Annotated in this window: 22 protein-coding genes; 9 read left to right on the top strand and 13 right to left on the bottom strand. The window is 61.4% G+C overall.

What is annotated here, in order from left to right:
- The first annotated feature begins 44 nt into the window (after positions 1 to 44).
- Positions 45 to 806, top strand: coding sequence for a glucose 1-dehydrogenase (locus tag R0232_RS41225; protein WP_431513174.1), 762 nt, complete (start codon positions 45 to 47; stop codon positions 804 to 806).
- 6 nt (positions 807 to 812) lie between these two features.
- Here the strand turns inward: R0232_RS41225 and R0232_RS41230 are convergent, their stop codons facing one another.
- From R0232_RS41230 to gcvA, 4 genes are all read right to left on the bottom strand, one after another.
- Positions 813 to 1985: an alpha-D-ribose 1-methylphosphonate 5-triphosphate diphosphatase gene (locus tag R0232_RS41230; RefSeq protein ID WP_431513175.1), complete on the bottom strand. Its 1173-nt coding sequence runs from the start codon at positions 1983 to 1985 to the stop codon at positions 813 to 815.
- 71 nt (positions 1986 to 2056) lie between these two features.
- Entirely contained in the window at positions 2057 to 3658 is a 1602-nt protein-coding gene (locus R0232_RS41235; protein WP_431513176.1) for an L-lactate permease, read from the bottom strand.
- A gap of 51 nt (positions 3659 to 3709) precedes the next feature.
- Positions 3710 to 4312, bottom strand: a complete 603-nt coding sequence (locus R0232_RS41240) for a phosphohydrolase (RefSeq protein WP_203208355.1) — start codon at positions 4310 to 4312, stop codon at positions 3710 to 3712.
- A gap of 131 nt (positions 4313 to 4443) precedes the next feature.
- Positions 4444 to 5343 carry a transcriptional regulator GcvA gene (gene gcvA / locus R0232_RS41245; protein ID WP_208507317.1) on the bottom strand — a complete coding sequence of 300 codons (900 nt, stop codon included), beginning with the start codon at positions 5341 to 5343 and terminating at the stop codon, positions 4444 to 4446.
- Between the two features lie 175 nt (positions 5344 to 5518).
- On the opposite strand from gcvA, the gene R0232_RS41250 reads away from it, so the two are divergent.
- From R0232_RS41250 to R0232_RS41265, 4 genes are all read left to right on the top strand, one after another.
- Positions 5519 to 7198, top strand: coding sequence for a Na/Pi cotransporter family protein (locus R0232_RS41250; RefSeq protein WP_431513177.1), 1680 nt, complete (start codon positions 5519 to 5521; stop codon positions 7196 to 7198).
- Between the two features lie 34 nt (positions 7199 to 7232).
- A complete protein-coding gene (locus R0232_RS41255) occupies positions 7233 to 8195 on the top strand; it encodes a bifunctional enoyl-CoA hydratase/phosphate acetyltransferase (RefSeq protein WP_431513178.1) in 963 nt (320 codons plus the stop codon).
- A 57-nt stretch (positions 8196 to 8252) separates the two neighbouring features.
- The gene (locus R0232_RS41260; RefSeq protein WP_431513179.1) at positions 8253 to 8933 is read left to right on the top strand and encodes an SGNH/GDSL hydrolase family protein; all 681 of its coding nucleotides are present in this window, start codon (positions 8253 to 8255) and stop codon (positions 8931 to 8933) included.
- 602 nt (positions 8934 to 9535) lie between these two features.
- Entirely contained in the window at positions 9536 to 9808 is a 273-nt protein-coding gene (locus R0232_RS41265; RefSeq protein WP_431513180.1) for a hypothetical protein, read from the top strand.
- Positions 9809 to 10488: 680 nt separating this feature from the next.
- Here the strand turns inward: R0232_RS41265 and R0232_RS41270 are convergent.
- The gene (locus R0232_RS41270; RefSeq protein WP_208507312.1) at positions 10489 to 10791 is read right to left on the bottom strand and encodes a putative quinol monooxygenase; all 303 of its coding nucleotides are present in this window, start codon (positions 10789 to 10791) and stop codon (positions 10489 to 10491) included.
- A gap of 488 nt (positions 10792 to 11279) precedes the next feature.
- On the opposite strand from R0232_RS41270, the gene R0232_RS41275 reads away from it, so the two are divergent.
- Positions 11280 to 11867 (top strand): lipocalin family protein, encoded by a 588-nt coding sequence (locus R0232_RS41275; RefSeq protein ID WP_431513181.1) that lies wholly within the window; start codon positions 11280 to 11282, stop codon positions 11865 to 11867.
- A gap of 253 nt (positions 11868 to 12120) precedes the next feature.
- Here R0232_RS41275 and R0232_RS41280 read toward each other — a convergent pair whose 3' ends face one another.
- Complete coding sequence (locus R0232_RS41280) at positions 12121 to 13653, bottom strand: diguanylate cyclase (protein WP_431513182.1); 1533 nt, start codon at positions 13651 to 13653, stop codon at positions 12121 to 12123.
- A gap of 347 nt (positions 13654 to 14000) precedes the next feature.
- Between R0232_RS41280 and R0232_RS41285 the strand changes: the two genes are divergently transcribed.
- The 3 genes from R0232_RS41285 (at position 14001) to R0232_RS41295 (ending at position 16647) form a co-directional block, all read left to right on the top strand.
- Entirely contained in the window at positions 14001 to 14660 is a 660-nt protein-coding gene (locus R0232_RS41285) for a sigma-70 family RNA polymerase sigma factor (protein WP_431513183.1), read from the top strand.
- Complete coding sequence (locus tag R0232_RS41290) at positions 14657 to 15322, top strand: ChrR family anti-sigma-E factor (protein WP_208507308.1); 666 nt, start codon at positions 14657 to 14659, stop codon at positions 15320 to 15322. Before R0232_RS41285 ends, R0232_RS41290 begins: the two co-directional genes overlap by 4 nt.
- Before the next feature lie 608 nt (positions 15323 to 15930).
- Positions 15931 to 16647 carry a transglutaminase-like domain-containing protein gene (locus R0232_RS41295; protein ID WP_431513184.1) on the top strand — a complete coding sequence of 239 codons (717 nt, stop codon included), beginning with the start codon at positions 15931 to 15933 and terminating at the stop codon, positions 16645 to 16647.
- A gap of 96 nt (positions 16648 to 16743) precedes the next feature.
- Here the strand turns inward: R0232_RS41295 and R0232_RS41300 are convergent, their stop codons facing one another.
- From R0232_RS41300 to R0232_RS41330, 7 genes are all read right to left on the bottom strand, one after another.
- Positions 16744 to 17190: a response regulator gene (locus R0232_RS41300; protein ID WP_431513185.1), complete on the bottom strand. Its 447-nt coding sequence runs from the start codon at positions 17188 to 17190 to the stop codon at positions 16744 to 16746.
- 16 nt (positions 17191 to 17206) lie between these two features.
- Positions 17207 to 18595 (bottom strand): RAD55 family ATPase, encoded by a 1389-nt coding sequence (locus R0232_RS41305; protein ID WP_431513186.1) that lies wholly within the window; start codon positions 18593 to 18595, stop codon positions 17207 to 17209.
- 643 nt (positions 18596 to 19238) lie between these two features.
- Positions 19239 to 20483, bottom strand: a complete 1245-nt coding sequence (locus R0232_RS41310; RefSeq protein ID WP_431513187.1) for an MFS transporter — start codon at positions 20481 to 20483, stop codon at positions 19239 to 19241.
- A complete protein-coding gene (locus tag R0232_RS41315) occupies positions 20480 to 21034 on the bottom strand; it encodes an isochorismatase family protein (protein ID WP_431513188.1) in 555 nt (184 codons plus the stop codon). The genes R0232_RS41310 and R0232_RS41315 overlap by 4 nt, the downstream gene beginning before the upstream one ends.
- Positions 21035 to 21047: 13 nt before the next feature.
- A complete protein-coding gene (locus tag R0232_RS41320) occupies positions 21048 to 21497 on the bottom strand; it encodes a MarR family winged helix-turn-helix transcriptional regulator (protein WP_208507302.1) in 450 nt (149 codons plus the stop codon).
- A gap of 396 nt (positions 21498 to 21893) precedes the next feature.
- A complete protein-coding gene (locus R0232_RS41325; protein ID WP_208507301.1) occupies positions 21894 to 23522 on the bottom strand; it encodes a histidine kinase famiy protein in 1629 nt (542 codons plus the stop codon).
- Positions 23523 to 23976: 454 nt separating this feature from the next.
- Complete coding sequence (locus tag R0232_RS41330; protein WP_208507300.1) at positions 23977 to 24243, bottom strand: hypothetical protein; 267 nt, start codon at positions 24241 to 24243, stop codon at positions 23977 to 23979.
- Between the last annotated feature and the right edge of the window lie 180 nt (positions 24244 to 24423).

Here is a 24423-nt window from a genome sequence, read left to right on the forward strand (position 1 = left end):
GCCGGACCATCCTGCCTTCTTCTTACTCTCTGGAACTTCACCCCATGGAAAATGCTTCTCAGGCACCCGTCATCTTGGTCACAGGCGGCAGCCGCGGCGTAGGTGCGGCCACAGCGCGTCTGGCAGCCGCGCAAGGCTATGACGTGGTGATCAGCTATCTGTCAGACGAATCGGCTGCCGATACCGTCATCGCGGACGTGCGAGCCGCGGGCCGGCAGGGGTTGGCGGTGCGAGCTGACAGCGCAGATCCCGCGCAAGTCGCTCGTCTGTTCGCGGTGCTCGACCGGACATTTGGACGCCTCGATGTGCTCGTGAACAACGCCGCCATCTTGCAAAGGCAGTGTCGCCTGGAAGATCTCGACTTCGAGCGGATGCACCGCATCTTTGCGGTCAACGCCATCGGCCCGATCCTTTGCGCACAGCAAGCCATCAAGCGCATGTCCAGCCGCCACAACGCGCGAGGGGGATCGGTGATCAATGTCTCGTCGGCAGCCGCGCGACTTGGCAGCCCCAACGAATATGTCGACTACGCCGCATCGAAGGGCGCGCTCGAAACCTTCACGACCGGGTTCGCCAAGGAGGTCGCACGCGAGGGCATCCGCGTCAACTGCGTTCGCCCGGGACATATCTACACACAGATGCATGCCAGTGGCGGCGAGCCCGGCAGAGTGGATCGTGTCAAGGACTCGATCCCAATGGGCCGAGGCGGCCAGCCAGAAGAAGTGGCACGAGCGATCTTGTGGCTGGCCAGCGCCGAAGCCTCCTTTGTCACCGGCACCTTCCTCGATGTGACGGGCGGCAAGTAGGGTTGTTCAGCGCGGCGTGCCGCTTTCGAAGGCACGCAGCGCGAAGCGCAACGCTCCCGCCACCACGCTCGCGACGACACGCGGCTGCCCGGGAACTGCGTCATCCACCAGCAGAAAATCTGCCCGCTGCCCTGTCTCCAAGCGCCCGCGGTCCGTCAACCCCACCGCCGTGGCGGCGTGGTGTGAGACCATGCTCCACGCCTCGGGGAACGAAAGCACCTCTCGGCGCGCGAGGTCGAATGCGGCGAGCAGGGGCGACGGATAGTAGTAGTCTGACGTCAGCACATCGCACAAGCCCTTGCGGACCATGTCCTCGGCTCGTGGCGCGCCCACGTGACTGCCACCGCGCAGCACATTCGGCGCGCCGAACACGATGAGGTCACCCGCCACCCTCGCTTCTCTCGCAGCATCCTCGCTCAGCGGAAACTCGGCCACATTGCAGCCCCAGAGGTTCAGACGTCGCCGCTGCGCCGCATCCGGATCGTCATGCGACGCGACGCTGAGCCCGGCTCGCCTGGCCTGTGCCACGAGCTGTGCCAACCCCGGCGCCTCGGGCACTGTCTGACTGGCCGCCTCAACGCGCTGAACAAAGGTCTGCACATCGCATTCCGCGCGCTCCGCGTACCGGGCGAGATGCACGGGATCGTCCAGCTTCGCCGCCAGCTGCGGCCAATGATCATTGATGGACAGGAAGTGAACATGGCCAGCTTCGATCCATCGACTTGTGACAGCCCAACCCTCCACGAATCTGGCTTCCAGTCGCAAGTGAAATCGGTGGTCGGCGCCCCATCGAACGCCGCGCTCCTGCAAGGCGTGAAGCATTTGCTCGGCAACGGCCAAGCCGCGCAGCCCGCCTTCCCACGAAATGGTCACGCCGTGATAGGCCGTCGTGATGCCGTTGGCCAGCAGCTGGGCGTCCACATCCGTGAGTGCCGTCGCGTGCGGCACTCGAACTCCTGCCCGGGGCCTGAGTGCCCGCTCGAATGCGTCGCCATGGATGTCAACGATGCCAGGCAGGACGAGCAGGTCGCCCGCATCCAGGAACGCATCGGACGACGCAGCCCTGTGCAGCAGCGTTTCGTCCACAGCGAAGGAGGCCGGCGCCAAGCCTTCGGGCGTGAGCACGCGCGCCCCTCGAATGCCAGCCAGGGGAGGATCGGTGTGGGACGCGCGCAGCATGCGGCGATGCTACCCGAGCTCCGCAAGCGAGGCGGGGCAGCACCAGACGCATCACGTCGTCGTGCGGGGAGTCAGTGACCAGGGATCATCCAGTGAAGATGGTTTTGTTGCAGCCACACCAATACGCCCAGCAAAAGGGTCAGGAAGATGCTGTGCTTGAACGTGCACGCGACGATGGCCCCCTCTTTGCCATGCATCCCCGTGGTTGCAACACCGCACGCGATGCTCTGCGGGGAGATCATCTTGCCAAAGACGCCCCCGGTCGAGTTCGTGGCTGCCATCAGCGTGGGGCTGAGCCCCAGCTGGTTCGCCGCCACCACCTGCATATTGCCGAACAGGGCATTGCCGGAGGTATCGCTGCCGGTAAGGAACACCGCGATCCACCCAAGGAAGGCCGACACGAAGGGGAACCATGGACCCACCGCCACGATGCCCAGGCCCAGGCTGTACGTCATCCCGGAATAGTTCATCAGGTAGGCCAGACCGATGATCATGGCGACGGTGGCCACGGGCACCGCTGTTTGCCGCAAGGTGTCCTTCGCAGCGCCGAAGAAGTCCTTGACTGACAAGCGCATGACGACTGCGGAGACCAACGCAGCAACCAGCACCGCCGTACCGGTCGTCAGCGGCTGGAAGCTCCACACCGCCGGATACGCCTTCTGGTAGACAGTGATGTACACCGCCTTGTCGAGCCCGGGCCAGGGGATCGAGACTTCCCCGATTTTTCCGAGATTCGCGACGGTCCATCCCACGGCAATCACTGCAACGATCAGCCACGGATACCAGCTTTGCCGACCTGTCACGCTCGTTCGGGCAATGCTCGCCCGGTCGATGTTGACATGGTAGTGAGCATCGGGTGCCGGCTTCCAGTAGCGCAGGAAAGTCATCGTCACCACGATCGCCACGATCGCGGCCAGCACGTCACAGATCGCATAGCTCAAGAAGTTGGCGGCAAGGAATTGGGTGATCGCGAAGCTTCCCCCCGCCACGAGTGCAAGCGGCCAGACGGCGCGCAAGCCTTTCACGCCGCTGTAGATCGTCAGCACATAGAAGGGCAGCAGGAAAGCGAAAAAGGGGAGCTGGCGCCCTGCCATCTGGCCCAGCTCCGCGGCAGGCAGCCCGGTGACGGCAGCCAGAACCGTGATCGGCAGGCCCATGGCGCCGAACGCGACCGGAACCGTGTCGAAGATCAGCATGAATACCAGCGCATCGAGCACCGGAAAGCCGAGCGTGACGAGCAAAGCGGACGTGATGGCGATGGGCGTACCAGTCCCCGCCACGGCCTCCAAGAGCGAGCCGAAGAGGAAACCCACCACCAGGAGCACAACCCGTCGATCGTTGGGCACGTTGTCCAGCACCCAAACACGAAAGGCGTCGAGCCGTCCCGCTCGTATGGTCATGTTGAACAAAAAGATCGCCGCGACCACGACCCACATCACGGGCCACACCGCCAACACTGCGCCGAGGGCCACGGCGTTGAAGGCCATGCCGACTGGAAACTGCCAGCCGTAGACCGCAACCGCCAGACCTACGCCCAGGCCCGCAAGACCCGCCTGCCAGCCAGGTCGCCGTAGCACGCCGAGCATCAGCAGCACGGTCGTGATCGGAAGTGCCGCCACGATGAAGGTGGGCAACAGTGCGCCGCCGATCGGCATCGTCAATTGATGAAACATCTTGTCTCCTGCACTCGCGCGCTCGCGCGAGCTTGCTTTTTGGTTTTTTGTTCAGTGCGCCGCGCGCGTTTCGCGGTGCTGCGCGTAGATTTGCGAGAGCATGGAAAAGTAGTGCTCGAACGGCGGCGTCTTGACGCCGGGCACCTTGGCCGCGTCATCCCAGCGGCGCAGCCGCATGGCGTCGAGGGCGAAGGGGCGATGCTGGAAGGCATCTGCCTCCTCCTTCGTGTAGATACCGCCCTGCAGTTTCAGCGTGTGAATGGACAGCGGGCTTAGCTTCGCGCGGTATGTCGGATCGATCGCGCACAGACAGCGCTTGGCCTCGACGTGCAGACCGATGGGATCGACCACTGCGCTTGGGAGAACGGGGCGCAAGAACGGCAGCGCCACGTACTGATGCAGGTCGTCACCCGTTCCAAAAGGCGATCCGTCGTCCGAACTCGGCGCCCCTTCTTCATGGTGCTTGCTCAACCCGATCAGATGCCCCAGGTCGTGCAGGAATGCCGCGACGATCAGTTCCTGCTCGGCGCCTTCGGATTCGCCCAGATGGGCCGTCTGCAGTGCGTGCTCCAGTTGCGTGACTGCTTCCTTGCCGTATGCCCGTGAGCCGTACGCGTCGAATAACGCCCGAATATCTTCAAGCTCCAAAGCCATGCTCGCTCCTTGTTCTCAGGTGTATGAAACGAGCGATGCTATTTTTCGGAGCCGTCTGGTATCAATCGATTTAAGTTGAGACAGGCCTGTGAGTTTTTCTGAACTCGCCCCTGGACCCGACCTGGTTCCAGCTAGCTCGCAACCACTGGGCCCGTGTTGCCGACATCCACGAGCCAGGCACAGAAGGCCTCCACCGCGGCGTCACCCTTGGTTCGCTCCGGGCAGTACCAAAAGTAGCTCCTGGCCGGCAGCGCGTACTGCGGCATGACGTACTGCAGCCGCCCTTCGTTGATGTCATCGGCCACCAAGGCCGTCGGACCGATGGCAACGCCCACGGCGTTGACGGCGGCCTGGATGGACAGGTAAAGGTGCTCGAAGGTCAGTTCGCTGCGGCATTGGATCGTCTGGCTGCCCACGGCCGAAAACCAGTTGGACCAAAGCGCCGGCAGGCTGCTGGTGTGAAGCAGTACATGCTGCTTCAGGTCACTGGGCTGCTGGATCGGTGAACGCAGCAACAACTCCGGCGCCGCGACGGCGATCCGTTGCTCATCGAGGAATCGCCCCGAACGAAAGCCATGATGGCTTTCCGGGCCTCCGGTCAGGAACACTTCGAAGTCGTTGACGCGCGGCGGCATGGCGTCGGCCGCAATCGACAGCCGGATCTCGACATCGGGATACCTTCTCTGGAAATCCGGCAACCTGGGTATGAGCCAACGCATGGTGAACGTCGGCAGAGACTGCACGCGGATGATGCGGGTCGTCTGCGGCCGTCGGATCTGGTCAGCCACGGAGGCCAGGCTGTTCAGCATGGCATTGACCTCGGTGTGAAAGCGCATGCCATCTGCCGTGAGCTGCAGCCCACGCGGTAGCCGCAGGAACAAAGCAGTGCCCAGCCATTGTTCGAGCACCTGAATCTGCCGGCTGATCGCGCCATGCGTTACGCACAGCTCATCCCCGGCCTTCGTGAAGCTGAGGTGACGCGCGGCCGCGTCGAAGGCCTTGATGGAATTCAGCGGAGGAAGGGCTCGCATGGCATGCATCGGAACTGAGGAAGACGATCAAAAAGCATACATCCGTTGATCTGCATAAAAACTCACCTGGCGTGTGAGCAATGGTCGATTGATCCTGAGGCCCACCGAAACCCACAATCGCGGCCTCCTTCACTGCGCCTCTCGCCGGCCCGACGCCCTGCGTCGTGTCACCTCGATGATCCACTTGCTCAACCTTCTCGCTGCGATCGCTCTGCTCGTGTGGGGCACGGGGATCGTGCGCACCGGCGTCATTCAACTCTTTGGCGCCAACCTACGCGATGTTCTCTCGCGCAGCCTGAAAAATCGCTTCCTGGCGATGTTCGCGGGCGTGACGGTGACAGGCATCGTCCAGTCGAGCACGGCCACCGCGGTACTCATTTCATCGTTCGTCGGCAGCGGCCTGGTCGGCCTGCCCGCCGGATTGGCCGTGATGCTCGGCGCGGAGGTGGGCACCAGCCTGATGGCGGTGGTCTTCTCCTTCGACCTGTCCTGGCTTTCACCGCTGCTCGTGCTCGCGGGGGTCGTGCTCGTCACCGGCTCAGACAAGCGACCGCGCGCCCGCGTGGGCCATGTGCTGATTGGCTTCGGGCTGATCACGCTCGGGCTGCAACTGATCGTCAGCGCGACCCAGCCCCTGCTCGCCTCTGCAACGTTCCGCAGCTTGGTGCTCGCGCTGCCCGACGATGTGCTTCTGGAGATCGTCGTCGGCGCCTTGTTGACGATGGCGACCTACTCAAGTCTCGCTTTTGTGCTCCTGACCGCAACATTGACGGCTTCGGGCGTTCTGCCGATGCCGATGGCAATGTGCCTCGTGTTGGGCGCAAACATCGGCAGCGGAATTCTGGCGCTACTCACCAGTTCGGGACCACGTGCGATCCGCATGCGGCTTCCGCTCGGCAGCCTGCTGTTCAAGCTGCTCGGATGCGCCCTGGCCGTGGTCATGCTCCCCCAGATCGAACATCTGCTGCAACAGAACTTCTCGAGCTTGCATACCCAGGTGATTGCCTTTCACCTGGGGTTCAACCTCACGCGGGCCGTGCTTCTGATCGGACTGACGGGACCGATGGCGAAGGTTGTCGAAACGCTGCTGCCCACCCCTGCCGCGCCGCTCGGCGAGATCCGCCCGCGACATCTCGATCCTGGCGCCCTGGCGACCCCTTCCCTCGCGATCAGCTGTGCGGCTCGCGAGGCCCTGCACCAAGCGGATCTGGTTGAAGCCATGCTCACCGGCATTCTCCCGGTGCTTCGCAACGCCGACCTCACGCTGGCCGAGCAGTTGCGCAAGATGGACGACCGCGTCGACGAAATCTGCTCGTCGATCAAGTTTTACCTCACGCAGATCCCTCGCGATGCGTTGCCGGAGAAAGAAGGACGCCGCTGGTCGAACATTGTCTCGTTCACCATCCACATGGAACAGGTTGGTGACCTCATCGAGCATGTGATCCAAGACCTCGAGGACAAGCAGATCCGCAAGGCCAGCCGCTTCTCGGATGCCGGGATGGGAGAAATCGCGGATCTGCACTCGCGATTGATTGCCAACCTGAGGCTGGCGATGAGCGTTTTCCTGGACGGCCAGGTGCACGATGCGAGAGCACTGCTTGAGGAGAAGGCCCGGTTCCGCGAGCTGGAACACGCGTATGCCACCAACCATCTTGCACGTCTCCAGATGCAGACGAGCCAAAGCATCGAGACAAGCTCACTGCACCTCGATCTCATCAGCGATCTCAAGCGCATCAACTCCCTCATCTGCTCCATCGCGTACCCGATCCTGGAGACAGCCGGCGCCTTGACAAAGACACGGCTGCGTCATTCGAGCGCACTGCCGGCCACCTCCGCACAGGAACCCGTCGCCTGACCGGCACGCCCAGCCCTCTTCAACATCGCACTCTATGACCGCCCCCAACTCATCGCCTGCCTGCGTCGCCGGGCAAAGCAGCAGCACTTTTCTCGACGGCCTGCTCGCGACCGCCCGTCAATGCGGCCGGCGGAAGATCGCCATGGTGTTTCCCTGCGACGCAGCCGCGCTCAGGACAGGCGATCGGCTGACCGATGAAGACATCGCTGATGTGAGCTTGTTCGGCCCGCGCGATCGTCTGCTCGAGCTCGGGGCGCGCGAAGGCATCGATCTGGAGCGATTTGAGTTGATCGACACCGGCGCCGACGCTGCGTCGGCTGCTCAGAAAGCGTGCAAGCATGCCGCCGCCGGAACCCTCGACATGTTGATGAAGGGCTCACTCCACACCGATGAACTGATGCGCGCGGTGATCGCGCGTATCGACGGGCTGCGCACGCAGCGGCGCATTTCTCATGCCTTCGTGCTGCAAGTGCCGGGCCGCTCATCACCGCTGATCATCTCCGACTGCGTCGTGAACGTGGCACCGACCTTGGGCGAGAAGGTGGAAATTCTTGAACATGCCATTCATTTGGCAAGAGCGCTCGGCGTTGTCCGGCCAAAAGCGGCTGTTGTCTCCTTCACCGAATCGGTCTTACCGGGTGCTCCGAGCACGCTCGATGCCGCAGCCATCGCGAAGATGGCGCAGCGTGGTCAGATCATCAATGCGGCTGTGGATGGTCCGCTTGCCTTCGACAACGCGGTGTCCATGGCATCTGCGAGCGCCAAGGGCATCGACTCATCCGTCGCCGGCAGAGCAGACATTCTTCTGATGCCAAACCTCGAAGCTGGCAACGCCCTCTACAAGTCGCTCGTTTACATGGCTGGTGCGTCTTGTGCCGGTGTCGTGCTGGGAACGAAAAAGCCTGTGGTCCTCACCAGCCGCACGGACAGTCTCGAGTCCAAGGTGTACTCGGCGGCGTTGGCAAGCGTGCTGCTGCGCGACGAATGCACGTCCTGATGGACTGGGCGCCCATGCTCGTGAAGCAACATCCCCTTTGACAGAAACGGTCAGGCCATGAAGCAAATCCTTGTGTACGGGGACAGCATGAGTTGGGGCATGGTCCCCGGCACCCGCGAACGTTACGCCTTCGATCAACGGTGGCCGGGTGTTCTGGAAGCCGCACTTCACAGCGCCGGTTTGCGGGAGATCCGAGTCGTCGAGAACTGCCTTCCCGGCCGGAAAACGATCTGGGACGATCCATTTCGCCCGGGGCGAAATGGCGCGGCAGGTCTCGGCGAGGTGATCGAGATGTGCTCCCCGCTGGAGTTGGTGATCATTCAGTTGGGAACCAACGACTTCCAGGCCCCCTTCGGCATCAAGGCCTGGGCAGCCGCCTCCGGCGTCGGAAAGCTGGTTGAAATCGTACGCCATGCCCCGTTGGAACCCGGCATGCCGCAGCCTCGCATCCTGGTCGTGGCACCGCCGGAGATCGTTCAGCCGAAGGGCACCAACGAGAAAAAGTTCGAAGGTGCGGTCGAGCGAAGCAACGGCTTCGCCGCGGCGCTGGCAGAGATGGCGGTGGCGAAATCTGTTCACTTCTTTGACCTGAACCCCATCACGGGCCGCAGCGACATCGACGGAATTCATCTTGACGCCGACCAACACGACGTTATCGGCAAGGCGGCCGCGTTGGTTGTGCGCGAGCTGATCGTTCGAGCAAAAAACATATCTGATTCCATGTTGCGCGCGAAATGAGAAGCGGCCCTTGCCAGCCAGCCCGTCCAGCGCAGCAACCTCCCCGAAAGCATGAGTCCGCAGTCGGGGGCGAATCGAACCACAGCAACGGCAAGGCTCATCTCGAACCTGTAAGCCGATCCTTCAAACGTACTCGCGCATCGCCCGCGTGACGCGGTCAAAAGAGGGTGCGTGCAAGTCCAGAGCCCCGGAACGCGAGCATTCAAGAGCTGGCGAGACGAAGACAGCGTAGTGCGTTCGATCTCGCGCCCCTTGACATTGCCCCGCAGCTTCGGCGTTCCCGTGCGAAGGTCGCGGGTCGCCTGCGACATGGGATGTCGCACGGCATCCATGGCTTCCCTCGCCGCATCACAGATCACGACCAACAAGTGCATGCGCAGCATGAAATTCATGTCGACGCGCGCCGTGCAAGATCGGCTGCTCATCTCGCATGTGGCGGTCTCGCCTTCGGCATCACTGCGCGAGTGGGTACCACAGACCAGACTGTCTCCGTCAGCTCAGAAGCAAGAAGATGCGCCGGGCCCTGGGGTGTTCAGCACGTGGGCCCCCTCTTGCAGTAGAGTCGAAGTTCCTCAACACGGAACCCGCAAGGGAGGCACACAATGACCACACCGGAAGAGGCAACAGAAAACGCGTCAGCGGCCAACGTTCTTGGAACGGAGATTGCGCTGACCGCCGCTTTACGCGCTTTGATCAAGGCGCATCCGCATCCAACCCTTCTCGCTGACGAGCTCGTGCAGCAGCGACAGTTTTCGCAAGCACACCTTGAAGCGAGCTCGCTCCCCGAGAAAGCACTACGAGGGTTCGAGTTGACTTGGGCGCTGATACTTCATCAGGACCCAGCGCAGGACGTACGTCTCGTCTCGGAACTGTAGAGCAGGCGGGCACCTGGGGACCCGTCCTCAGGCTTTCCGCTCAGAGGATGGACGACTGACGCCTCTCACGGAAGAATCGCGTGCGGCCGCAGCGGGGGCGAAATCGCTCGGCCGCACCAAGAGCCCTGGACGAAGCCAAGTCTCGTCCAGCCGCTGCAGCCATTCCTCAGGCGTGGGTTGGCTCAGACGCTCTTCAGCGGACAACCGCTGCACCCTATCGATTTTTGCTTTTGGCGTAGGCATGGAGACGCTTTTAGTCGCTACAGAACACCCAATCTGTAGTCAAAGTTCGTCTTTTTGCACGAGCAGGCTCGTAATCAGCTCCTGCCTCCTCCATACCGCGCTGCTACAGGTCGACCATGCAGCGATCGTTCGCAACCTCAAAGTTCCGCGTCTTGCAGTGAAGAATGGCCGGCTTGACCGTGACTTATCCTTGTCACCACCATGGGCGTCCTGCGATGATCCGCATCGACGCGCTGTGACTGTGCGCAAAGCCGGTGCAGGTACGCTCCGGCGCAGAGCAACTGCGTGCGCACGTAGTCCGCGCGCTGAGAGGCGGGAACGCCCACCACGGCCATTTCTCGCCGATACGCGGGCCATGCGCATCAACATTTCTATGCACGACGGCTTCAGCGTGTGGTGCGCAGCGAAGGTCTCTCGGCCATCGATTTGGAGAATATTCAGCCGGGTAACTTTGCCGCCAGCACGTCTACATTCTGAATGGACGGCGGCTCGGAGAACAGCTCACCTGCCTGTGCCATCAAAGCCGCCGCAACCTTGCCGGAAAGATGGGCTTGGCGGCCTGCTTCATCCGGAAAGGCGTCGAAAATTCCGAAGGTTGTTGGCCCAAGGCGAATGCCAAACCAAGCGGTAGTGGCGGGCTCTTGCATGACGAGAGGACGGCCACCCACGAGAAAATCTTCGACGTCTTTCTCCTTCCCGGGCTTCGCTTCCAGGCGAACGAATAACGCGACTGTGACCATAAGAGGCTTTCTTTCGTTAAACGCAACTGGTATTGGTCGCGTTGGGCATAGCAGTCTGCGCCATTTGATTGGCCATGTCGCGAACTATCTTTCATCCATGTCAGCTTCGCGGCATCGAGGGCCACGGCTGACCCCTAACGGGGCGGCATACAGTGATGACTCACGCGGACAGCCGATGCCTCGTCACCAGTCGAGCTGAGGGGGCACGTGCGCAGGTCGAGCGCCTTATCGTCGGGCTAATCGATGGCCGTGCGCCAAGCCTCCTGCGCGAGCCGCCTTACCCGCTAGACAGCTTCTGGTACTGGCCTCATCTTCTGGAAGGCCGCCCCTCCCGACAACCTCGGCGGGGCAGAACACGGGATTCGCCCCAGGTTGATGGAACGTGCCAGGCCAATGCGCTGAGCGGGCTTGCAAAGCCGCGGGGCGCCGTCCGACGTATCCAGCGCGCACCGACCCGTACCTTGCACCAAACTTCCGGAGCCGCCCCTATGCAGCGCCTGTCTCCGCGGCTGGTCAAGCCGACCGTCCTGCTTGCCGCAGCCCTGCTCACGACGCTATTCGTTGCCAGCTGCGCTGTGTCACCGAATGTCAAGATCCGGCCGGTGCCGCAGGTCGACCTGCAGCGCTTCGTTGGCGATTGGTATGTCATCGGGAACATCCCCACGCGCCCCGAGCGCAACGCATTCAACGCGGTCGAGTCGTATACGCTGCAGGCCGACGGCAGGATCGCCACTCGGTTCCGCTATCGCGAAGGCGCCTTCGACGGCAAGCTCAAGACGATGTACCCGATTGCCACTGTAGTGCCCGGGACCAACAATGCGGTCTGGGGCATGCAGTTCGTCTGGCCGATCAAGGCCGAATACGTGATCGTCGACATCGACAGCGACTACCAACTGGCCATCATAGGTCGCAGCGACCGCGACTACGCTTGGATCATGGCGCGCACGCCGCAAATCTCCGAGACGTCCTACCAGAATGCGGTGGCACGTCTGAAGGAACTGGGCTATTCCGTGGCCAGCCTCCGCCGTGTGCCGCAGCGCTGGCCGGAGACGCCCGCAGCGATTGCAAGGCCGTAGCGCCTCAGGAGTTCCCTGCCGAGCACAAACTACGCGCATGGCACTCAGCCAAAATTGCACTCGCCGACCGGACTTGCCAGTTCGACGAGCGAGCAGCTGCGTCCAGCGCCCGATGTTTAACCCGTGGATTCCAGAGCCATCTAATCGTCAAGCTAATCAGACCAGCCGCATCCAGTCAAAGCGCCCGAACAAGGATCGATAGATCGCGTCTTCCGATCCTACCAACACAACGTGGGGCATCGTTGGACGCAACTCACTGGTCTTGGCTTCGCGCTTCAATCTCGTAGCTGACCCATCCCCAATAGTCGTCTACGGTTTCTCTGCGCCGCACGGCGTCTTGCCAATGGGGCCGAGTGAATACAGGATGCTGATTGACCGGCAAAGCATACTTCTCACGCAAGGCTTCCGGACTGAGAGGCTCATCATCGGCCAGGATATCCGTGATGACTTGGAGATCGTCGACTCCGTCACGGACATGAGGCCAGCTCAACTCAAACATGACACAGTCGCGACCGGCCGACTTTGCTTTCCATAGCGAATCATCTGCTTTTTTCAACGAAACGGACTGATTCCGAGATTCAGTCAATGGCGCGACCCCAACCGAGACGGTGACACGCAAACGCTGCGCTCCGATCCTAAAATGGCTTTGAGAGAACGCGCGACGCAGGTCCTCGCAAACCGCGAGCACATCGGCGACCTCCATGCCGCGAAACACCATTCCGAACTCCTCGCCACCAAGTCTGGCGACACAGATGTCGTCACCTTGATGAACCTGGAGCATTTTTGCGGCTTCGACCAATACGACATCTCCTGCATCATGCCCATAGCGATCGTTGACGGCCTTGAAAAAGTCAAGGTCGAATATTGCGACAGCTGCATGCGCACCTTCGACGACTGCTTGCTGAGCACGTTCGAGCTGTACTCCAAATCGTCTTCTATTGGCCAAACCTGTCAGCGAATCCGTTTCCGACAGTTCGACCAACTGGCGATTTAGCACTGAAAGCTCAGAGTGCGCCTGCTGCAGCGCTCTCTTCCGAGAAATCACGTCGGTCACATCAGTCCAGATGCTGACCAGTTCATCTTCCCACCATTGTTCTTGGATACGATAGAAGCGACCTGACCGAGCCTGAAGTGTCACCGGGTGATGCAGCGGACCTTCAACTTCGCTCAGGCACAGTATTTCGAACTCAGCGTCGCGCTCGAATATCTCGTGAAACTTCTTCCAGTAACTCCCTTGGGTAACTCTCCGTTCAATTGCCGGAAGACCTCGAATAAGACTAAGAAAGTGTTCCGAGAAAAATCTCGTGTTCACATAGCGCAGGCCTCCATGGGCATCATGGACCGTGATGCCCACGTTGACTGCCGCAATGAGTCGATGCAACAGCTCGCTATCCGTGCCTGGCGCGATTTGAGTACTGATGTCTCTCCAGATCTTGAAGCGTCCACCCTCTGGCAGCGAGAACATGCGAAGCTCGAGCCATCGGCCGTCAGCTCGCTGATATTGGATGGGCCCATGGTCGTTCAAGTGCCTAAACATGCCATTTTTCGTCGCCTGGACCATCTGCTCAGGCGTCGACGCTGGATGCTGTAGCCGCAGAAATGCCTCCAACGTTTCCTCGAACGTCGTTCCCACCTGAATCCAGGAGGCGACTTCCGGAAAAAACTCTGTATAGAGAGCATTCCAACCAGTGATGCGATTCTGGGCGTCGTAACAGCACACGGCGCATCCGCCATGGAGCAACAACGCCTGCAGCAGTGCGTCAGAAGGGGCTTGAAGAGACGACATTGAGGGATTCCAAGCAGAGAGCCGCCAGGGGCGCAACGCCAAATCTTCCCAGATTCCCAGCGACACTCAACCTCGGTTGCAACGGCGTTCTAGGCAGTCGCTGCCTCGCGATACCGGAGCCGGCATCCATGCCAGCGCGACCCGCGCTCGGCGCACCGCCGCAAAGACACGGCTGTCTTGCCGTTGATGCCGCACGCAGCAGCGCTGGCGCTGAACCGCGCTTACCCCGAGACGTTGAGAGCAGTCGGCGTCACGGGAAACGGGCCCGCCCAGTCGATTGTTACAATTTTCGCCTCCGATCTTGGCCCTCTTATGATCCAAACGAGCCCAAGGGGCGTACAGGGGGCATGAGCGCCGTTCAAGAAGTCGTAGTGCCCGAACCCGGCCCGGGGGTGTCCAAGCTTCCCTGGCTGTCTAGCGTACCCAAAACGCAGCGACGAAGTGCAGTGCCAACCAGTGAACAACTCAATGAGTGGGTGGCGGCAGTTGCGGCTACCAACAATCGACAGGCTTTCGCGGCGCTCTTCAAACATTTTGCACCGAGGGTCAAGTCTTACATGATGCTTTGTGGCTCTTCGGAAACGTCGGCCGAGGAACTGGCGCAGGAAACGATGGTGAGCCTTTGGCGAAAGGCCAAGCTCTTCGACCCGAAGCGAGCGGCATTGTCCACATGGATCTTCGCGATCGCAAGAAACCTTCGGGTGGATTCTTTGCGCCGAGACAGCGTCCCCTTGGTGCCGGACGAAGAGGATCTGGCGGCGCAGTTGGTTGACCCGGGTCCTGCTTTGGAAGACGGTGTGTGGACTGGCCAGAATGCGGCACGCATCCGACTGGCCATGTCTCAGCTTTCTCCCGAGCAAAAGCACCTGCTGAGCCTGTCCTTTTTCAAAGATCATCCCCATCCAGAGATCGCGCAAGAGCTTGGGCTTCCTTTGGGCACTGTGAAGTCGCGCATTCGAAGGGCGCTTGCGCGTCTGCGCGAGTTGCTTGAAGGAATGCAACAATGATTCGCCATCACCCTGCTGACGACCTATTGCTATCACTCGCCGCAGGAACGCTCTCTATCGGCGCGACCCTCGTAGTTCGCACTCACATCGAAACCTGCACGCGATGCCAGGAGCGCCTTGGACTCTTTGAAGCGGTCGGCGGGATCACGCTTGAGGACCTGCCGCCTGCATCTCTTTCGCCGCAAGCGCTGGCACGGACACTCGCGACGATCGATCGGCCGGTACAGGCTCGCCCAACAGCAGCATCACGCACCTTCGATCGGGGCGAGCGTCCTTCCTTGCCCGCCGGCATGGCGTGGCCTCGCGCGCTCGAGGCCTGCACCTCAACCCCCTGGAGGTTTCTCGCTCCTGGCATGCGGTGGAGCCGACTTCGCCTTCCTTCGGACCCGGATGCGAAGCTTTTCTTGTTACGCATCGGCTCAGGACGCAGCCTGCCTTTTCATACCCACAACGGCACCGAGCTCACCCAGGTGCTTCATGGCGCTTTTGCCGATGGGCGTGAGGTATTCGGCGCAGGTGACTTTGATGCCGCGGATCACAGCATCCATCATTGCCCGACCGTCACCAACGGGGCCGACTGCATCTGCTTTGCCGCAGTCGAAGGCAAGATGCGCTTTGATAGCCCAATTGCACGCGCGATGGCGAGCTTGATCGGGATGTAAGCTCTGGCATCTTGGAGTCTGGCGAGAGGCGAAGGCAAAAAGACCTCGACTTTCTGCCCTCCCCTTTTTGCATTGATTTTTCAAAGTCAAATGACTTCCCATGCTGGAGAAGGCCTCAACCCCTTGAGGTACGCTCGAGCAGTGGACCGCCAGCAGATCTCCGATGGGTCCTGATCTGTGACTGGTGCACGTCTGTCTCGCACCCATGCATTTCCATCGTCTCGAGTGAGAGGAATCCTCGGTCGGCACCCACCCACGTCGCATCAGCCCCTGGCGACCATCGGATCAGCGAAGGTTCTCCCTGGAAGGGCACAACTCTTGCTCCGGGAACACGTACCTTGAGAACCGCGCACGGTTTATAACCAACATGTGCAAACTTTCCGGGCGCAAACGTTGATAGCAACTCAATAACTCGGCCGCAACCGACAGAATCGGCGATGTGCAAGGGTTGCACCAGAAGCCAGATTTCGGGCGGTCGCTTCCTCATCCAATCTCTCTACCGAGAAAGAAATATGCGACTTCACGCCACATGCAAAATGAGAGTGCGAGTGAGTAGCGACTGCCCTGTCGTGGCAATGCTTCGTCCGCGCAGTGGCGACGCACAGTGGATGGTCAGCGAACGCTACGAACTTCACCCGTGGGTCACAACCACGGAGTACGTCGACGTGTTCGGCAACCTGTGTCAGCGCTTGACTGTACCGAAAGGTGACATGTGCATAGAGGTCGAGATGATCATGGAAGCCGAAGCCGCGATTGCCGTTGCGCCTGATGCCGAGGCGGTGGCGGTGCGCGACCTGCCCTCGGACACACTCCAATATTTGCTTCAAAGCCGCTACTGCCCCTCTGACAAGATGGAGGACCGTGCGCTCCAGATCGCCGGGGACACCAAATCCGGCTACGCCCAGGTCGAAGCCATTCGACGCTGGATCCATGAGCACCTGGAGTACCGGTATGGAGTGAGCGACGGATCTACCGATGCACTCGACACCCTCTCAGATGGCGCCGGCGTCTGTCGCGATTTCTCGCATGTGGCCATCGGGCTGTGCCGTGCCTTGCGCATTCCTGCCCGCTTGGTGGTCGGCTACCTGCATCAACTTGAGCCGATGGACATGCACGCCTGGTTCGAGGCTTTCGTTGGCGGGCGGTGGTACACATTTGACGCGACGCAGGCGGAACCTCGAGGCGGTCGAATCGTATTGGCCTATGGACGCGATGCGGCTGATGTCGCGTTCCTCTCCAACTACGGCCCCCTCGAGGTAACCGAGATGGCGATCACAGTCAACGAGCTGGCAGCTGGCGCATCCACGATGGCGCTGTCGAGCTAGCGCAGCGCAGCGGATCCCCGACCCATGGGACACATCATGCTGAAGCACCGCGCGCTACGCAGCGGTGCCAGTCTGTGAGGGACTTGCCTGTGCGGCTTACTCGTCGCGACCGGGGAGCTTCAAGCCCCGCATGAGCTGCCTCATTGACTCGCTGATCTCTTCACTGCTGGGTTGGGGAGGACGGCCATTGGTCACCAGACGTTGAACGAGTGACAAGAGGGGGTCGATTTCGAAAGGCTTGACCAAGAAGGCGTCGTAGCCGCGAAAGATTTTTCGAACGACGTCTTCGTCAGTAGCGCTCATCATGATGAACGGAATCCGGCAAAGCACCGGATCCCGGCGCACCGCTTCGCCGAACTCGCCGCCGTTCATGATCGGCATCATGAAGTCCGAGATGATCAAGGCGGGTGCTTCGCCCGAAAGCAGTTCAAGCGCTGCCTTGCCGTTCGAAGCGGAGGCCACGCGATAACCCTCCGTCTCCAGCAAGAGACGAAGAATTTGCGCGTTGCCATACTCGTCCTCGACAACCAAAATGAGCTTCATCGGGACGGACCTTCACTCAGTTGCTCGTATGCGTGCTTGCATCGAGCAAGGGTAGATGTACATCAACAGTCGTCCGCGAGGCATGACCTCCACGAATCTTCGTGATGGAGAGAATGCGCTTGCTTGAGTTCCCGTCACCATCGCATGGTGATTGAAAAACGAAAGCGTTGTCGAACCAACCGACGACGCCCTCCGCCAAGGGCGTATTGGCGGCAACCGCCAGCGCGGCGGGATCGACGGTGAAAATCGAGGTGACTCCTCTGGCCTTGAGCTCTGCCAGCAGGCGACCTAGGAAGCGATAGCCACGCTCGGAAAACGCCAGCGTGTCCGCCAGCCCGGCCAAGCCGTCGACAGCCAAACGGCGGATCTTGAGCTCATCGACCATTCGCAAGAGCTTGTGCCCCATCTCGTCCATGGACTCATCCTCGTGACCAAGCGGTTCAACCGTCAATGCCCCGCAGTCCGCAGCCTGCACCACCGCCAATCCCAACTCTGCGCCCATGCGCCGCAAATCACCTGCCAACTCGGTGCACGGCAGCAGCAATCCAGGATTCTGAGCAGTGGAGGCGGCCGCGAACGCTAACGCCAGGGTGGTTTTACCGGAGCCACTTTGCCCAATGACGACAGAGGCGCTGCCGGAAAGAAGCCCGCCCGCCCGTAGGACTTCATCCAGCGCTGGCACACCCGACGGCAACGCAGCAGGCCCCAACATTCCCGTCGGCGAAGGCGCTGGCAAGCTTTCAAGCCGTGGGAAGAACTGCAGTCCATTCGAGGAGATGCAGAAGGTGTGTTTGCCGCGGATGACCTGACTGCCTCGGAATTTGCGCACCTGCATGCGGCGCTCAGCGCGCCAGTGGAACGCGTGGTCCTCAAATGAGAAGATCCCGTCGACCATCGTCTGCTCAGCGCTCAGGGCATTGCCATTGCCGCTTGTCAGCACAAGGCAAGTACAAGACATCGCGGAAACTAGGCTTTGCAGCTCATGGACGAACTGTCTCACCGAGTCATCCGACATGGAGACCGGACCGCCGACAACCAGTCCGTCGATGACCAGCAAGCCCGCGCGATGGCGCGCCAGTTCTCCTTGCAACAGGGCGACCACCGATTTCAACCCACCCTGCTCCAGCTCCCGATAACCGCTCACGTAGAAAACTTTGGAATTGACTTCCTGGTGGTCAAAAAACAGCTGTCCTCCCATGTGCTGAAGCATGCGCGAATGAGATTCCGCCAACATCGTGACGTAGAGCGTTCGAGTCTCTCGTCTGGCCAGCGTGTAGGCAATCTGATTGGCCAGCGTGGTCTTCCCGACGCCAGGCGGCCCTTCGAGGATATAAACGCCGCCCTCGAACAAGCCGCCGTTGAGGATCCTGTCGAAGCCTTCGACACTGGTAGACAGTCTTTTCATTCTTGAGAAAATCGGGAATGGAGGGGTAAAGTGTTAGGAAGCTGCCCTGCTCAGCACGCATTTTGCATCCGCTTGGCTGGCAGAAGCCGCCACGTCAACACGCCAAGGAAGACGACCGCATCCAACCGGCGGCCCAACCGCCGGCTTGCGGACTGCAAAGCCGACCGCGCAAATGAGCACTCACCAACGCTCAACTTGCAGCCCATCACTGACCGCATCAACTCCTCAAGCGAGCCCCTTCGCTGACCCGGATCCGAATCCGAACCAGAGCTCGGGCCCGGGCCCGAGGAATCGGTCTCATGCGCGGGGCCCGGCAGATGCGCTGCGGGGCGGTGATTGAGTGGGCGAAGTCCGCCGCCCCCGCGTGGAGCACGGTTTCGCGCCCGGTCAGCACACACCTGCACATCACCCTCCGCAGGGATTTCTTCCTCGGTGTCCTGGACCGTCGACTCGTTGTGACAATGAGTGCGGCATCTGCGTGCGAAAGCAGGGCCTGGCGGCGAATTTCTCCGGCCGCTGCTCGTTCAACCGGACCTCTGGCGACGACGCAATGCAGCTGCCGGAGTACGCCATCGACAGCCATGCGGCGACTGTGCACCGCGAGCTCGCTGATTGCGCCCGGGCGGACTGCCCCCACTCAAGTCTATGGTTCTGGTTTCGCCCGGGAAGTGACCACTTGCGACAACCGGTGGTACCTCGAGAGGTAGCGCCACCCGACGAGGGCCGCGGCCAGCCCCGACAGCGCCGCCACACCCATCGCCCAGCGCGCCCCGAACGTGTCGGCCACCCAGCCGACCAGGGGCGCACCCATCGGCGTGCAACCGAGCACGATCGCCAACAGGATCGCCAGCACGCGCCCTCGCATGGCGGGCTCGGTCGACAGCTGCACCCAACTGTTGACCGTGGTGGTGAAGGTTTGCGCGGCCACACCCACCACGATCAGCGCCATGCCGAAGAGCCAGTAGCCGGGCATCAGCGCGGCCAGCGCGCAGCCCACGCCGAAAACGGACGCACCCACCACGAGCACGCCCATGCGCGGCTTGTCGCGCCGCGCGGCAAGCAGCGCACCCGCGACGGAGCCGATCGCCATGATCGAAGACAGCAGGCCGTACTGGTGAGCGCCCGCATGAAAGACGGTGACCGACATCGTGGAGATGAAGATCGGGAAGTTCAGGCCGAAGGTGCCGATCAGAAAGAGCATGAACAGCACGGCCTTCAGGTCGGGGCGGCGCCAAACGTAGCGGAAGCCCTCAAGAAAACTGCCGCGGGTGCGCACTGCACGCTGGCGCAGGTAAAGCTCGTGCACGCGCAGCATCTTCATCGCGCCGATCACGGCCACGTAGGAGGCCGCGTTGATCACGAAGACCCAGCCCGTACCGACCGCGGCGATGAGCGTGCCCGCAACCGCCGGGCCGATCATGCGCGCGGCATTGAATGACGTGGAGTTGAGCGCCACTGCATTCTGCAGGTCGATCTCGGTGACCAGTTCCGACACGAAGGTCTGGCGTGCCGGCGCATCGAAGGCAGCCACGCACCCCAGGAGCAGCGCGAACACATACACGTGCCACAGCTGCACGAGGCCGGTGAGTGTCAACAGACCCAACCCAAGTGCCAACGCGCCCATGGTGGCCTGCGTGACCATGAGCAGCTTGCGCCGGTCGAGATGGTCGGCCGCCCAGCCCGTGAGCGGCAGCAGCAACAACTGCGGGCCGAACTGCAGCGCCATCACGATACCGACCGCCGTGGCGTTGTGGCGCGTGAGCTGCGTGAGCACGATCCAGTCCTGCGCGGTGCGCTGCATCCAGGTGCCCACGTTGGACACCGCCGCGCCGCTGGCCCACACGCGGTAGTTGTAGCCCCTGAGCGAACGGAATGTGCTGCTGCTCACCGAGCGAGCAGGTCGATGATTTCCTGCGTGGTGCCGGTCTCGCCCAGGCGCGGAAAGATACGGGTGATGCTGTTGGCATGAGCGTCGGCGTTCATGTCGGTCATGGCGTCGATGCCAAGCGTGACGTTGAAACCAAGTTCGTAGGCTTGGCGTGCAGTCGACTCCACACCGATGCTGGTGGCGATGCCGACGATCACGACCTGCGTGACGCCCAGCGCCTTCAGGTGCGATTCGAGTCCCGTGTTCGTGAAGGCACCCCACGTGTGCTTGGTGACCAGGTGGTCCTGGGGCTGGCGGTCGAGTTCGGCGGCCAACTCGGTCCAGTCGGGGGGCAGTTCGCCGCCGGGGCGCTGCTGCTGGGTGCGGCCCTTGGCACCGCCTGCCACGTTGACGAGCACCACCGGCAGCGCACGTTGGCGAAAGGCAGACGCCAGGGCGCTGGCGCGCTGCACAATCTCGCCGGTGGCATGCGCGACGGGCAGCGCGAGGATGCCCTTTTGCAGGTCGATGACGATGAGGGCGGTTCGAGGATCGAGGGTGGTGACGGGCATGGTGGGTTCGCTTTCAATCTTCGGCGAGGCGTTTGAAGAGTTCGATGGATGCCGCGAGTGCTTCCTGCTCACGCGGGGCGAGCCTGGCTTGGATGACCTGAAACAGCCAGTCCTCGCGCGCGGCGCGGGCGTCCTTGAGCCATTTGCGAAAGACCGGTGTGACCGACCAGATGGTCTGGCGCCCATCGGCCGGGTCGGGCGCGCCGCTGACAAGTCCCGCCCCCTGAAGCGCGGCCACCGTCGCGCCCATGGACTGCGGACGCACGCCCACCGTGCGCGCAAGGGTCGTCACTGTGGCCGAACCTTCGCGCTCGAGATGCAGCAGCACGGTCTTCTGGGAGCCCGTGAGATCGCCGGCATGCGACTGCTCACGCAGTCGCCGGTTGAGCTTGGCCACCAGCATGCGCAGTTCCGCGGCGAGGGTGTGCGCGTACAGATCAGGTCCGCTCGCTGGCTCATTCATGACGACATCCTAGCGGATACAAAGCCAAACTACAAAGTTTTCCTTCATAGTTTTCTTAGCCTTGGATGAGAGACATCGACGCGTGGGACTGCTGCGTACCTCAACAAGCGCGCCAAGCCAGAGCCAGAGCCCGAGGCCGCCGTCAAGGTCTTGAGGACCATGGTCAGCGCTTAACGAAGGCGTAGTTGGACTGACGCGTCAGTGCGGCTGCGTTGCGCCGCAGTTCCTCAAAACCGATGCGCCGATACGCCGATACGCCGATACGCCGATACGCCGATGCTGCACCTCACGTCCCCGGCTTCGACCTCAGTGATCGTGAGCGGCCGACTTCGATCGAGTCGAAGTCAAAAACCGAGCACGATCGCGAGAGAGTGAAGCTATCGATGGGCCTTGGATCTACCCCATCGTCCCCGTCGGACCATCCAGCACGTCCCTTACTCTTCGCGCCAAGTCAGCGAGGCGGTACGGCTTCTTGAGCAATTCAAACTCGGCATTGGCGGCCGGTTCGTAAGCGCTCAGATCCCGGTCAAAGCCTGTAGTCAGCAGCACACGTACGCCGGGAGATATCCGCTGCACCTCCCTGGCCAGCATGTACCCGTTCATTCCTCCGGGCATCATCACGTCGCTGAAAAGAAGCTCGATCGCGTCGGGACCGAGGTCACGAAGCTTGTCCAGCGCCATCTTGGCGTTGGGCGCGACATACACCGAATAGCCAAGACCTTCCAGCATGCCTTGTGCCACCACGGCCACTTCCTCGCGGTCCTCAACGATCAGGATGGCTTCGCTGCCACCCCGAATGCTGGGCCTCACGATGGACTCCGAGTCGTCAGTCAGCGCGCTGCTCACCGTCGGGAAGTACATGCAGATGGTCGTTCCTTTTCCGACCTCTGACTCGATCGTTGTGGCGCCGCCTGATTGCTTCACGAAACCATAAACCATCGACAGGCCGAGGCCTGTACCCTTCCCCTCGTCTTTCGTCGTAAAGAAAGGATCCATCACGCGAGGCAGGATCGCCGGATCTATTCCCAAGCCGGAATCGGAGATGCAGACAGCAGCATACGGACCGGGCGTCAGTCCCTCGAATGCCGTGGGACTGCCAGGCGCCACCTCCATGAGGTGTGTACGCAGTTTGATCGTCCCTCCGCCGGGCATTGCATCGCGTGAGTTGACGAGCACATTCAAGATAGCGACCTCGAGCTGCGTCACGTCGATCTCCACATTTCCCGCGTTGGGCGCCAGGTCGAATTCGATGTGGATTGAATCACCCAGCGTGCGCGCGGCCAACTCGGACATTCCTTGTGCCACCGCGTTAATGCCTACCACTCTACCGCGCAGTCGTTGACGTCTGGAAAAAGCCAGCAGTTGCTGTGTCAGGGTCGATGCTTTGGAGATTGCAGAACGCAGGTTCTCCACTCCTCGACGGATGGTGCCCTCATCGAGCATGCCCTTTTCCAACTTCACCCCGAGTATGTCCAGATGACCTGACATGACTTGAAGCAGGTTGTTGAAGTCGTGCGAGATTCCGCCTGTGAGTTGCCCCAGAGCCTCCATCTTCTGCGCTTGTGCAAGTGCCTCTTCGGCGTCGCGGCGACGGCTGACATCGAGCTGGGACGCAAAGAAGTAGATCAGGTTACCGAGCGGGTCATAGACTGGCGAGATGAACAGCGCGTTCCAAAAGGTCGTGCCATCCTTGCGGTAATTGAGGATCTCGATCTGAACCTGCCGGCGGGACCTGATGGCCTCGCGGATCGTCGAAACAGACTCTCTGTCGGTCGCAGGGCCTTGAAGAAACCTGCAGTTCCGCTTCAGTACCTCGTCACTCGAGTAGCCTGACATCGCCAGGAAGGCCCGGTTTGCGAACACGATGGGATTGTCGTGCTGGCGCGGATCGGTCACCAGCATTGGCATACGGGTGGTCTCGATCGCCGCGAAGAAGATGTCGTCCTTATGGTCGCGAAGTTCGTGCGGCCCGCCTTCTGCGCGTACGGTTGATAGGGGAAGTGAGGGCTTTTCGGGAATTTCCATTGGCCACTGCGAACGCTAGTTCAAAAAGCTGCTTCAATTCTCGCCGCCCCATAATGCGATCCGACTGTAATCGGCGTAACGAGTGCTGCAGCCATCCAACCAAGCGTAACTGCGATGTACCAGAATCACTGTGTGAAAAGACAACTTCGACCGGATTAGCACTAAATGTCGCTGTGCGGTAGGGTCCTCAACGAGCCCACAAGCGCCTTGCGTGAGGCACATGCCGACGCCCGAGGCGTTTGGGACGGCACTTCATATTCACGGCGCGCCCCATGTGCTCAACGCCCGTGGCCCACGCACCACGATCAGATCCCGGGGCGTCGTCGCTCGCTCTCTCCGCCAACCTGGTGAAAACGGCGTCGTGATCGCTGCAGCCATTCCGCTTGGCTGTCGCGCGTCGAGGGCAGGCGGCGGCGCGCTCGACAATCGACCGCGCCGTCTGGGGCCGCGGCATTCAAATCGAAGGGCGGCCTTCTTCCTTGTGCCTGATGCAGTATTCCAAAGCGGCCTCAAGCATGGGCCAGCTGGCGAAGACGTACACACGTTCCACCGTGTCCCAACGCCCCCCAAATTCCTTGAGCGTCAGCGCGAGCCCTGAGAGGCTGCCCAGAAGGGCGGGCTTGGGTTGTCCGTAGAGTTCACAGTGATCGGCCACGGTGCACCCGAGGCGCGCCGCGAGGCCCTGCACACGGTCCGTACCGTTCGGAGGAGGAAGAAGCATGGATCCATTCTCGCAAATGCTTTGTCTGCTGGCTTTTCTCGCAGCGTCTCCCCATTGAGGGCTTGCCGAGCAACGTGAACGGGTGCTGCGAACGTCAGTCGGAACCTGCAGAAAAAGGATGACAGCGAGCTCTCTTCGGTGTCACCTCGAAATAGCGTCTGCACATGGGTGCATCCACGC

It is taken from the genome of Variovorax sp. DAIF25, assembly GCF_050711835.1.
Taxonomy (GTDB): Bacteria; Pseudomonadota; Gammaproteobacteria; order Burkholderiales; family Burkholderiaceae_C; genus Variovorax.

Coding starts and splice junctions, on each gene's coding strand:
- R0232_RS41270 (WP_208507312.1), bottom strand. CDS start 10,791: ATGGTCACAGTCGCGTTATTCGTTCGCCTGGAAGCGAAGCCCGGGAAG.
- R0232_RS41235 (WP_431513176.1), bottom strand. CDS start 3,658: ATGTTTCATCAATTGACGATGCCGATCGGCGGCGCACTGTTGCCCACC.
- R0232_RS41225 (WP_431513174.1), top strand. CDS start 45: ATGGAAAATGCTTCTCAGGCACCCGTCATCTTGGTCACAGGCGGCAGC.
- R0232_RS41255 (WP_431513178.1), top strand. CDS start 7,233: ATGACCGCCCCCAACTCATCGCCTGCCTGCGTCGCCGGGCAAAGCAGC.
- R0232_RS41230 (WP_431513175.1), bottom strand. CDS start 1,985: ATGCTGCGCGCGTCCCACACCGATCCTCCCCTGGCTGGCATTCGAGGG.
- R0232_RS41260 (WP_431513179.1), top strand. CDS start 8,253: ATGAAGCAAATCCTTGTGTACGGGGACAGCATGAGTTGGGGCATGGTC.
- R0232_RS41250 (WP_431513177.1), top strand. CDS start 5,519: ATGATCCACTTGCTCAACCTTCTCGCTGCGATCGCTCTGCTCGTGTGG.
- R0232_RS41325 (WP_208507301.1), bottom strand. CDS start 23,522: ATGGAAATTCCCGAAAAGCCCTCACTTCCCCTATCAACCGTACGCGCA.
- R0232_RS41275 (WP_431513181.1), top strand. CDS start 11,280: ATGCAGCGCCTGTCTCCGCGGCTGGTCAAGCCGACCGTCCTGCTTGCC.
- R0232_RS41300 (WP_431513185.1), bottom strand. CDS start 17,190: ATGAAGCTCATTTTGGTTGTCGAGGACGAGTATGGCAACGCGCAAATT.
- R0232_RS41295 (WP_431513184.1), top strand. CDS start 15,931: ATGGTCAGCGAACGCTACGAACTTCACCCGTGGGTCACAACCACGGAG.
- R0232_RS41320 (WP_208507302.1), bottom strand. CDS start 21,497: ATGAATGAGCCAGCGAGCGGACCTGATCTGTACGCGCACACCCTCGCC.
- gcvA (WP_208507317.1), bottom strand. CDS start 5,343: ATGCGAGCCCTTCCTCCGCTGAATTCCATCAAGGCCTTCGACGCGGCC.
- R0232_RS41290 (WP_208507308.1), top strand. CDS start 14,657: ATGATTCGCCATCACCCTGCTGACGACCTATTGCTATCACTCGCCGCA.
- R0232_RS41265 (WP_431513180.1), top strand. CDS start 9,536: ATGACCACACCGGAAGAGGCAACAGAAAACGCGTCAGCGGCCAACGTT.
- R0232_RS41315 (WP_431513188.1), bottom strand. CDS start 21,034: ATGCCCGTCACCACCCTCGATCCTCGAACCGCCCTCATCGTCATCGAC.
- R0232_RS41330 (WP_208507300.1), bottom strand. CDS start 24,243: ATGCTTCTTCCTCCTCCGAACGGTACGGACCGTGTGCAGGGCCTCGCG.
- R0232_RS41285 (WP_431513183.1), top strand. CDS start 14,001: ATGAGCGCCGTTCAAGAAGTCGTAGTGCCCGAACCCGGCCCGGGGGTG.
- R0232_RS41305 (WP_431513186.1), bottom strand. CDS start 18,595: ATGAAAAGACTGTCTACCAGTGTCGAAGGCTTCGACAGGATCCTCAAC.
- R0232_RS41280 (WP_431513182.1), bottom strand. CDS start 13,653: ATGTCGTCTCTTCAAGCCCCTTCTGACGCACTGCTGCAGGCGTTGTTG.
- R0232_RS41240 (WP_203208355.1), bottom strand. CDS start 4,312: ATGGCTTTGGAGCTTGAAGATATTCGGGCGTTATTCGACGCGTACGGC.